The sequence below is a fragment of the Candidatus Kryptobacter tengchongensis genome, from assembly GCF_001458555.1.
In the GTDB taxonomy this organism is placed as follows: domain Bacteria; phylum Bacteroidota; class Ignavibacteria; order Kryptoniales; family Kryptoniaceae; genus Kryptonium; species Kryptonium tengchongense.
Window position 1 is genome coordinate 1 of the sequence record NZ_CZVH01000069.1, and the last position, 10,579, is coordinate 10,579.

The following is a 10,579-nucleotide window of genomic DNA, read 5'->3' on the forward strand; positions in this document are numbered from 1 at the left end:
CCCCGGTGCGTTCGCTGAAATTGAAGTTATACTTGAGGAAATACCCAATGCAATCTTAATACCAGCCGAAGCCGTAATCCCAAGTACTGAAGGAAACAGCGTATTTGTTTTTAATTCTGGAAGAGCACTTGAAAGAAAAATTGAAACTGGAATCAGAACCGAAAGGTTTATACAGGTAAAATCAGGACTTCAACCCGGAGATACTGTTTTAACGACAGGGCTTTTACAATTAAAATCTGGATTCAAAGTAAGAATTTCCGAAATTGAATAAAATCTAAATGGAGATAAAGTCATGGGGATTTCATCACTTAGCATAAGGCATCCCGTTTTATCAATTGTTATATCTCTTGTCATTTTAATTTTTGGGATCATTTCATATTTCTATCTTGGTGTAAGAGAATATCCAGCGGTTGATCCACCTGTCATAACCGTGACAACAAGCTATCCAGGTGCAAATCCAGAAATTGTTGAATCCCAAATAACGGAGCCGCTTGAGGAGTCAATAAGTGGAATTGCCGGGATAAGAACACTTACATCCGTTAGCAGTTATGGGAGAAGCACAATAAGAGTTGAATTCACAGTTGATCAAGACCTTGAATCCGCAGCAAATGATGTCAGAGATAGAGTTTCACGAGCGATGCGTTTGCTTCCACCCGATGTTGACCCCCCTGTTGTGCAAAAAGCAGATGCTGATGCCTTTCCAATAATCGTTTTAACCATCCAAAGCGACAAAAGAAACTTGCTTGAGTTAACAGATATCGCAAACAACATTTTCAAAGAAAGATTGCAAACTATCCCTGGGGTAAGCGAGGTGAGAGTCTGGGGCGAGAAAAAATACTCAATGCGGATATGGATGGATCCAATTAAACTTGCTGCATATCATTTAACCCCGCTTGATGTAAGAAATGCCTTAACAAGAGAAAACATTGAACTTCCAGCTGGGAGAATTGAAGGAAAAACGACTGAATTAACAATAAGAACAATCGGAAGACTTCAAACACCTGAGGACTTCAACAATTTGATAATAAAAGAATCTGAAGGCAGAATTATAAGATTAAAAGATGTCGGATATGCCGAGCTTGCCCCCGAAAATATAAGAACGATTATGAAAGGTAAAGGCGGAATCCCGCAAGTTGGGGTCGCTATCATCCCACAGCCAGGGGCAAATCATATAAACATAGCAAATGAATTTTACAAGAGAATTGAACAACTCAAAAGAGAAATTCCTGAGGACATACAACTTGGAATTGGCTTTGACACAACAAAATATATAAGACGTTCAATTGCTGAGGTAAGGGAAACGATTTTAATAGCCTTTGGTCTCGTTGTTGTGATAATTTTCTTTTTCCTTCGGGAATGGAGAGCAACCTTAATTCCAATAATCGCAATCCCTGTTTCATTAATCGGTGCGTTTTTTATAATGTATCTTGCAAACTTTTCAATAAATGTTTTGACATTGCTTGGGCTTGTCCTTGCTATAGGCATGGTTGTTGATGACGCCATCGTTGTGCTTGAAAACATCTATTCAAAAATTGAAAAAGGATTTAATCCATATGAAGCTGGCGTGCGTGGGATAAAAGAGATATTTTTTGCAGTAATTGCAACTACAATAGCTCTTGTTGCTGTATTTATGCCTGTGATCTTTATTCAAGGATTTACGGGAAAGTTATTCAGAGAGTTTGGGGTCGTGATAGCAGGTTCAGTTGTAATCTCTTCGCTTGTTGCCCTAACTCTTTCACCTATGTTAAGCGTGAGATTTCTAAGAAAAGAGCATTCAAAGTTTTACTGGAAGACTGAACTATTTTTCAGTAAATTAATGAATCTTTACAGGGGTTCGCTTGACAAATTTATGAAAAAAAGATGGCTTGCCTTTGTGATAATGGGGATATCAGCGATTGCGATTATAATTTTTGGCACAAGCTTATCATCCGAGCTGGCTCCACTTGAAGATAGAGGTATGCTCAACATAAACGCAACAGCACCTGAAGGGACATCATACCAACAGATGGGAAAATACATGGATGAACTTTTAAAACTTGTTGAAGAAACAGTCCCGGAAGCCGAGGCAATTTTTGCCATAACATCACCAGCTTGGAGAGGAACAGGTTCAAATACCGGTTTTATGCGAATAAGATTGAGTGAAAAAGATAAAAGGGAAAAAAGCCAACAAGAAATAGCTAATGAATTAACAAAAAAACTTAGACAATTGACAGGAATAAGAGCTTATGTATCCCAGGAACAAACGATAGGGGTAGCTCGTGGTGGATTGCCAGTCCAATTCGTAATCCAAGCTCCAAACTTTGAAAAGCTAAAACAATTTCTACCAAGATTTCTGGATGAAGCAAGCAAACGCCCAGAATTTACCATCATTGATGTTGATCTTAAATTCAATAAACCAGAATTAAAAGTCAAAGTAAATCGCGAAAGAGCAAAATCACTTGGTGTCTCAACTTCAGATGTCGCTCAAACGCTTCAGCTTGCCTATAGCGAACAGAGATTAGGTTTCTTCACAATTGGTGGAAAACAGTATCAAGTTATCGGTTCAATCGTAAAAGAAAGTGCTGAAAAACCAGCGGATCTAAAGTCAATATATGTGCGAAATAACGAGGGGAAATTAATTCAACTTGACAATTTGGTAATTATTGAAGAAGAAGCAAATCCACCCCAACTTTACAGATTTAATCGTTATATTTCAGCCACTGTCTCCGCAGGGCTTGCCCCAGGGAAAACAATCGGCGACGGAATTAAAGCAATGCAAGAAATAGCAGATAAAACCCTTGATGAAACATTTCTAACAGACCTCGCAGGTCCCTCAAGGGATTATGCCGAAAGCTCATCAAGCTTAGCCTTTGTCATGATCCTTGCACTTATACTTACATATTTAGTTCTCTCTGCTCAATTTGAAAGCTTCCTTGACCCATTGATCATCATGTTCACTGTTCCGCTTGCTCTCGCAGGAGCTTTATTTTCATTGTGGTATTTCAATCAAACACTTAACATTTTCAGCCAAATTGGACAGATAATGCTCGTTGGACTCGTAACAAAAAACGGAATTTTAATAGTTGAATTTGCAAACCAGAGAAAAGCAATGGGACTTGCTAAAGTTGAAGCCGTTAAAGATGCAGCTGTTCAAAGGTTCAGACCAATTCTCATGACAAGCTTGACCACAATACTTGCCTTTGTTCCAGTAGCACTTGCACTTGGAGCTGGCGCAGAAAGCAGAAGATCAATGGGTATAGCAGTGATTGGTGGATTAATCTTTTCAACAGTGCTAACACTCTATGTGATACCTGCGATTTATTCATATCTCTCAAAAGAAAGAAAAACTGAGGAACTTAAAATTGAAGAACAGCCATCTGAAATTGAACTTGCACAGGTTAATAACAGTGGGATAAAATGAGAACTTTTTGAATGCCAAAGACAAAAACAAAAAATTCGTTTTTAAAGCTATGAGAAAAATTTTCATCTTGCTCTTGAGCTTTGCTTCACTTCTAAATCTACATGCCCAGGAACTGCTAACACTTGAAGAAGCAATAAATCTCGCCTTAAAAAACAATCATGATATAAAAATCTCAAATAACGCCTTTGAAATTGCACTTAACAATTTCTCGCTCGGAAACGCTGGATTTCTCCCAACAGTTGATTTAAATTCTGGCTATAGCAAAAGCTCAAACAACACAAGACAGGAATACTTTGACGGAAGATCAATAAACAGAACAGGTGCAATTTCAAGTTCGCTTAATCTTGGCGTCACGCTTAATTGGACAATTTTTGATGGTTTCTCCAGCATTATCAATTACAATAAACTGAAAGAGACAAAAAACCTTGTTGAAATAACTTCAATTGTAACATCAGAGGAGATCATCACAAGCGTCATGTTTGCTTACTATGATATTTTAAGACAAAAGGAAATTCTTAAAGCCCTAAAAGAAGGTATAGCAATTTCCGAACAAAGGGTAAAAATAGCGGAAGAAAAATATAAAGTTGGAACTGCTTCAAAAACGGAATTTCTTCAGGCAAAAGCAGATTTAAATGCGGATCGGAACACACTTTTAAGACAAGAAATTGAACTTAAAAATGCAAAGGTTAATTTAAATTTATTACTCGGTAGAGATCCAAACATTGATTTTGATGTGGTTGATACAATTAAAATAAAAAAACTTTCGGTTGATGATTTACTATCAAAAGCGAATCAAAACAACCGTTTAATCTCCATTTCTCAAAGAAACATGGAAATTGCAAAATTAAATCTATTAAACACAAGGGCGAAATTATTTCCGAGGGTTAATTTCTTCATTGGATATAACTTTACACGTTCTAAATCGCAAGCTGGATTTATCGCCTCAAATCAAAACCTTGGATTAAATTACGGTTTAAGCTTTTCTTTCAATCTCTTCAACGGCTTCAATTCTTTAAGAGAATATGAAAATTCCAGGATTGAGGTGCTCAACAGTGAAATAAAACTTGAGCAGATCAAAAACGCTGTAAAAGCGCAAATTTTGAAATTTTACGAAAGTTATAGCACGAGTTTAAAGTTAATTGAATTTGAAAAGGAAAACCTTGAAATAGCAAGAGAAAATGTTGACATAGCAATAGAAAGATATCGCCTTGGCGCTCTGACGCCCCTTGAACTAAGAGAGGCACAGAAAACATACATTGATGCAGAAAGTAGGCTAATTTCAGCTCTTTATCAAGCTAAAATCGCTGAGATAAATCTTTTGAAATTAAGCGGGGAATTATTTGAATAATCAGATTGTATCTTTTGTCCTGTTTTTTTAAATTTTAAACGCATTTTCTGGAGGGGTGCCGGAGTGGATGATCGGGGCGGTCTCGAAAACCGCTATCCCGCTAAAAGCGGGATCGTGGGTTCGAATCCCACCCCCTCCGCTTTTAATTACACCTGCTCATACAAAATAGTTAAAGAAACCCACACACCGAGTTTATCGCGATTCATCACTACACTGGCTGACTTAAAAATTCAAAATACCGCTTTATAAATGCTCACTTAAATCACAAAAAATTGGATTAACAAGCCGAACATAATCACTCATCTTCATCTTCACAACATCGTTATGTGTTCCAGCGTTGAAACTTATCTCATCATTTGCCCTAAGTTTTTCATCAGCATAAACAGGAACATCATACAAATTTCCAAATGGTGGCATAGCTCCAGTTTCGCAATCAGGAAACAACTGTCTAAATTCTTCTTCAGTCGCAAGGCTTAAATTTTCAACATTTAAAGCACCTTTAGCTTTTTCAAAATTCACTTTGTGATCTGCAGGGATAACAAGCATAAAAAATCTACTGTTTGACTTAACAATTACACATTTTGCAAATTCTTTTCCTTTGATGTGAACGCTTGCAGCAATCTCCTGTGAAGTGAATGCAGTTGAATGAATAATGGTGACATATTTCACCCCGTTTGAATCAAGATAATTTTTTAACCTTTCACATATAGCCATGAGAGACCTCCATCTTAAGTTATAATCCACCAGCAGGTCAAGCAAAGGAAAACTTCAACCAAACTAAATTTACCCTTAAAGACTCAAAAAATCAATCACTCCCCCCAGATGCTGGAGAGCCAGTGTAAATTATTATCTTTTGTCCCTCTTTTATAAGGTTACCTTTCAAACGGTTCCACTTTTTAATTTCCCCAACACTAACATTATATTTCTCTGCGATTGAATATAAAGTATCCCCCTTTCTGACACGATAGATAATCTTGTCCTCGTCTAATAGTCCTCTTGCATTACTTTTTCTGCTGACCGATGTTATTTTATTTTGTCTAAAACTTTCACTATAACCTGAACTAAGTCTGGAAATATCAGGTATTAGGATAACCTGACCAACTCTTAAAGCACGAGGATTAACTTTTGGATTAAAACTGTAGAGAATGTTTAATGGGACATCATATCTTCTTGCAATTTTATTAAGAGTTTCGCCCCTTTTCACAGTATGAACGATGAACTTTCTTTTCTCTTCGTCGGGCAAAGATTGATAATTTGCGATAAAAATTTCTTTCTTCCCTTTTGGAATTTTTAAGTTGTATTTATGCGGTGGTGTATATCCACGAATGAGCTCAGGGTTTAATTCAAGTAAAGTTTCAAGGTCGGTTTCAGCACATTCAGCAATTTTCTTCAAGTTAACGCTTGCATCAACTATGACCTCATCGTATTCAATCTGTTCATCAATTGGAGTTGGTGGTTGGAAACCATATTTTTGAGGTTCAAGTGCAATCAAAGTTACAGCTATATACTGTGGGACATAATTTCTTGTTTCCCTTGGCAGATATTTCCTTATCTTCCAGAAATCGGCAATACCCGCTTTTCTTATAGCTCTTTGAACCTTACCAGCACCTGAATTATACGCTGCTATTGCAAGATGCCAATCACCGAACAATTCGTATAAATCTTTCAAATGTTGTGCTGCTGCTCGTGTTGATTTTTCGGGATTTCTTCTTTCGTCATACCACCAATTTGCCTCAAGCCCATATAATTTCCCCGTCCCCTTAATAAATTGCCATATTCCAACAGCTCTTGCTCTTGAAATAGCAAACGGGCTCACTCCGCTTTCAATCATGCAAAGGTAAATCAATTCCTCTGGTAGTTCATATTCTGCAAAAATTCTTTTGAACATCGGAAGATATTTCCCCAATCTACTTAACCACAACTCCATAAAATAGCGACCCTCGTTTTGAAAATAATCAAGATATCCTTGAACATAATCATTTATGACAAGTGGAATCGTGGTCTTAAGTTCTGGTATCTCTTCAAGTTTTAACTCAACCTTTGAAGTGTCAACTGCCTCAGCTATTTGATTAAGTTTATCTTGAATGTTTGAAATGTATTCCTGAAGGGAAGTTTCTTGAAAAAGCGAATCAAATTTTGAAATATATTTTTGATAAAGCGAAAGCAATTTTGAGCTTATGACTTCAAAGTCCTTGTTAAATTCAATCTCACTTGTTTTTGAAACCTCTTCAAGTTTTTCAATTGCCGAATGAACAACGCTAACTGCGGATATCGTATCACCTTGATGAATATATTCAAGGGCGAGTTCGTAATCTCTTTTTATCTCGCTTAAAAGTTTTGATGTCGTCAAAGAATCGTAAATTAAGATGTCATTCTTTAAAAGTTCTCTCCGCGTAAGTGATGTATTAGTGGAGGTGTCAGGCTCAACAATAGATACAGAATCGGACACTACACAAACATTGGATGTATCTGCGGAATTTTCAAACTGTGTCTCTCTTACAGTCACATCCTTAACAGCGCAACTATAAAGAAAGAGAGAAAGCAGTAAAAATTTTCTGTGCATCTCACCTCCACGATTTTTATAAATTTTCATCTGCAGTTAAGATATTAATTTAAAAAGACAAAATCAAGATTTTTGATTTACCGTTCCATTCAAATAAGTTCTTTTGACGAAATTTTCACCGCCAGATTTCAAATTGTTTTTTAGCGACTCTTAACTTATATTTTATCAAGCAAAAAACGAGAAAAATTTTAAATGGATAAATTTCAAAAGTTTAACGCAAGCAACATACTTGTTTGTCGGACAGATAAAATTGGAGATGTTATATTGACTTTGCCAGTTGTAAATGCCCTCAAAGAGTTTTACGGTGCCAAAATAACTTTTCTTGCAAGCGAATATACAGCTGAAATTCTTGAAGGACACAGGGCAATTGATGAAGTGATGCTTTATAAACCTGATGAGAATGTTTTTCAACTTGCCAAAAGGATAAAACGGAAAAATTTTGACCTTGCGGTTGTTGTCTTCCCAATTTTCAAAGTTGCACTGGCACTTTGGCTTGCCCGTGTCCCGGTAAGGGTTGGAACTGGATATAGATTTTTTTCACTTTTTTTCAACAAAAAAGTTTTTGAACATAGAAAATACGCCGAAAAACATGAGGTTGAATATAACTTAAATTTGATAAGAGCACTTGGGGTTGAGGTAAAAGAAATTAAATTTGACATTTTCATTCCAAACTATGCTTTTGAAAATGTGCAAAAACTCTTGATTGAGAATGGATTAAACAACGAAAGTTATATCGTGGTTCACCCCGGGAGCAAGGGCTCAGCTCGGGATCTAAAACCCGAAAAATTTCGTGAACTTGTGAAAAAACTTTCGGAAGAAGGATTCAAAATCATCCTCACGGGTAGCAAATCAGAAAAGCAACTTGTTCACTTCGTTGGCAACGGTTTAAAAAATGTTTATGATTTAGCCGGGCTTTTAAACTTGAAAGAACTTTCAGCGTTGATAAAAAATGCTTCCTTATTCATCTCAAATTCCACAGGACCAATTCACGTAGCAAGTGCGCTTGGAACTCCCGTTATTGGGTTTTATCCCCCGATAAAGGTTATGAGCCCAAGGAGATGGGGTCCATACACGGCTAACAGGATTATATTCATCCCAAATATACCATTTGAATGCAAAAAATGTATCGGCGAAAAATGTAAATTCTTTGATTGTATGGATCTTATAAACATAGATGATGTCGTAAAAGCAATAAAAGAAAAAATTAAGGTTGATGCTTAAAAAATTGCTCTTACCCTTCATCTTAGCGTTGTTTGCCTGTTTCAAACAAGATTCGCCTGAAAAAGTAATTCAATTCAACAACAGAAAAATTGAACACAACGCTTTTAAGGTCGGCGAACGACTTTTCTACGATGTTAAATATAAGTTTATCAAAGTTGGAGAAGCGGAAATTTCAATCCCCGAGATAATTGATTACAACGGACGTAAATGTTATCGTGCAGTTTTCAGAGTCTGGTCATTGCCTTTTTTTTCCATATTTTATAAAGTTGATGATAGATATGAAAGTTTAATTGATGTTGAAGGAATTTTCCCATGGAGATTTGAACAACATATTAGAGAAGGCGGATATGTGCGTGATTTCTACGCAGAGTTTGATCATATCAATTTAATTGCAAAAACATCAGAAGGTATCTATCCAATTCCCCAATATGCACAGGATGTCTTTTCTGCCTTTTACTATGCAAGAACACAAGATTACTCAAATAAAAAACCAGGCGATAGAATAAAACTTGAAAATTTCTACAGAAACAAAACATATCCGCTTGAAATTAAATATCTTGGTGAGCAGACGGTAAAAGTTAAAGCAGGAAAATTTAACTGTGTAATCGTTGAGCCTTTGATAGTTGAAGGTGGGCTTTTCAAAGCTAAGGGCAGATTTTTACTCTGGATAACAAATGACGATAAAAAAATTCCAATTAAAATGACAGCAGAAATTCCGATAGGAAATGTAGATGGAGAATTAAGAGACTTTGAAGGAATTGAAAAGATAAATGCAAAATTGGATTGATGAAATCAAAATATGAAAAAATTGACCTTTCAAAGGTTAAAACCATCTCAATAAAGAACAGAAAAAGTAAAGTCAACACAAATGAATTTGCAAAGATATTTGACCCGAAAACTCAAAGCTTTTCAGAATTCGTTGATTCCCTCCCAGAGATACTCGTTGCTAAAGACTTAAAATTTCTGGTTGATAAAATTGTGAATGCATATAGAAAAGATAAACTTGTTATCTTTCTTATCGGGGCTCATGTTATAAAGGTTGGGCTTGCTCCACTCTTGATTGAGCTTGGAAGAATGGGAGTTTTAAAAGCTCTTGCTATGAACAGCGCAACAGCGATTCACGATGTTGAAACCGCACTCTTCGGACAAACATCTGAAGATGTTGCCGAAAACATAATGGACGGAAGTTTCGGAATGGCAAAAGAAACTGGCGATTTTATAAATCTTACACTTGAGCACTACTGCAAAAACTCAGACCTCGGTTATGGTGAGGCGCTCGGCAAGCAACTAAATGATTCAAACGCTCCCAACAAAGATTACAGCATCCTTGCATCGCTTTACAATCTAAATATACCTGTGACAGTCCACGCTGCAATTGGAACTGACATAATTCACCAACAACCCACTATGGATGGTGCGATTACAGGTGAGATGAGCTTTCGTGATTTTAAAATCTTATGCAATGTTTTAACAAAGCTTGACTCAGAAAGCGTCATTATAAATATCGGTTCAGCAGTTATAATGCCAGAGGTGTTTTTAAAGGCTCTGACTGTCGTTCGCAATCTCGGATACAATGCTTTCGGCTTCACAACTGCAAACTTTGATATGTTGCGCCATTACAGACCAACTGTCAATGTTGTACAGCGCCCAACCCAAGGTGGTGGTCAGGGCTTTATGATAACAGGTCATCATGAAATAATGATACCACTTCTTGTGGCAATGATAAAAAGCAAAATTTAATTTGAAATGACAAACGAAAAACCTGAACAGGGAAAGAATCAAATCAAAGGTTCTCTCAAATCCTCTCCGATTACCATGACATTGATTGCGCTTGGAACCGTATTTGTCCTTTATCAATTCTTTGGTGCGGGTCTTACATTTCTTCTATTTGGTGGGCTTGACAAAGAAAATGTTCAAGGCTTTAGATTCATGACGATGTTTTCCCAATTCTTTTTCATCTTTGTTCCAACTTTACTTTTTGCAAGATGGCAAGAAGTGGGATATAGAGAAATTTTTAAGTTAAAAACCCCAACTTTATTTGAAATAA

Annotated in this window: 9 protein-coding genes and 1 tRNA gene; 8 read left to right on the forward strand and 2 right to left on the reverse strand. The window is 36.5% G+C overall.

The features are described from left to right. The 4 genes from AT685_RS08440 to AT685_RS05975 all read left to right on the forward strand — a co-directional run. The coding region (locus tag AT685_RS08440) for an efflux RND transporter periplasmic adaptor subunit (RefSeq protein ID WP_420021846.1) at positions 1-271 on the forward strand (271 nt) is incomplete at its 5' end. Positions 272-292: 21 nt separating this feature from the next. Next, the gene (locus AT685_RS05965; protein WP_072151938.1) at positions 293-3,400 is read left to right on the forward strand and encodes an efflux RND transporter permease subunit; all 3,108 of its coding nucleotides are present in this window, start codon (positions 293-295) and stop codon (positions 3,398-3,400) included. Positions 3,401-3,449: 49 nt separating this feature from the next. Further along, complete coding sequence (locus AT685_RS05970; RefSeq protein ID WP_072151939.1) at positions 3,450-4,748, forward strand: TolC family protein; 1,299 nt, start codon at positions 3,450-3,452, stop codon at positions 4,746-4,748. Between the two features lie 49 nt (positions 4,749-4,797). Continuing rightward, positions 4,798-4,887: transfer RNA gene (locus AT685_RS05975), tRNA-Ser, on the forward strand. 104 nt (positions 4,888-4,991) lie between these two features. Here the strand turns inward: AT685_RS05975 and AT685_RS05980 are convergent. Together AT685_RS05980 and AT685_RS05985 are read right to left on the reverse strand one after the other, a co-directional pair. Then, a complete protein-coding gene (locus AT685_RS05980; RefSeq protein WP_234696260.1) occupies positions 4,992-5,507 on the reverse strand; it encodes an aminoacyl-tRNA deacylase in 516 nt (171 codons plus the stop codon). Positions 5,508-5,553: 46 nt separating this feature from the next. Further along, positions 5,554-7,341 (reverse strand): lytic transglycosylase domain-containing protein, encoded by a 1,788-nt coding sequence (locus tag AT685_RS05985; RefSeq protein ID WP_072151941.1) that lies wholly within the window; start codon positions 7,339-7,341, stop codon positions 5,554-5,556. 162 nt (positions 7,342-7,503) lie between these two features. Between AT685_RS05985 and AT685_RS05990 the strand changes: the two genes are divergently transcribed. From AT685_RS05990 to AT685_RS06005, 4 genes are all read left to right on the forward strand, one after another. Continuing rightward, on the forward strand, positions 7,504-8,532 hold the full coding sequence (locus tag AT685_RS05990; RefSeq protein WP_072151942.1) for a glycosyltransferase family 9 protein: 1,029 nt from the start codon (positions 7,504-7,506) through the stop codon (positions 8,530-8,532). Next, positions 8,525-9,319: a DUF3108 domain-containing protein gene (locus AT685_RS05995; RefSeq protein WP_072151943.1), complete on the forward strand. Its 795-nt coding sequence runs from the start codon at positions 8,525-8,527 to the stop codon at positions 9,317-9,319. The genes AT685_RS05990 and AT685_RS05995 overlap by 8 nt, the downstream gene beginning before the upstream one ends. Further along, positions 9,319-10,272 carry a GSU2086 family protein gene (locus tag AT685_RS06000; RefSeq protein ID WP_072151944.1) on the forward strand — a complete coding sequence of 318 codons (954 nt, stop codon included), beginning with the start codon at positions 9,319-9,321 and terminating at the stop codon, positions 10,270-10,272. Before AT685_RS05995 ends, AT685_RS06000 begins: the two co-directional genes overlap by 1 nt. Before the next feature lie 75 nt (positions 10,273-10,347). After that, positions 10,348-10,579: hypothetical protein (locus tag AT685_RS06005; protein ID WP_420021847.1), on the forward strand; the 232-nt coding region annotated here is incomplete at its 3' end.

Bases quoted from the DNA above. Each gene is read 5' to 3' on its own strand.
- AT685_RS05965 (WP_072151938.1), top strand. From the start codon at position 293: ATGGGGATTTCATCACTTAGCATAAGGCATCCCGTTTTATCAATTGTT.
- AT685_RS05970 (WP_072151939.1), top strand. From the start codon at position 3,450: ATGAGAAAAATTTTCATCTTGCTCTTGAGCTTTGCTTCACTTCTAAAT.
- AT685_RS05985 (WP_072151941.1), bottom strand. From the start codon at position 7,341: ATGAAAATTTATAAAAATCGTGGAGGTGAGATGCACAGAAAATTTTTA.
- AT685_RS05990 (WP_072151942.1), top strand. From the start codon at position 7,504: ATGGATAAATTTCAAAAGTTTAACGCAAGCAACATACTTGTTTGTCGG.
- AT685_RS05995 (WP_072151943.1), top strand. From the start codon at position 8,525: ATGCTTAAAAAATTGCTCTTACCCTTCATCTTAGCGTTGTTTGCCTGT.
- AT685_RS06000 (WP_072151944.1), top strand. From the start codon at position 9,319: ATGAAATCAAAATATGAAAAAATTGACCTTTCAAAGGTTAAAACCATC.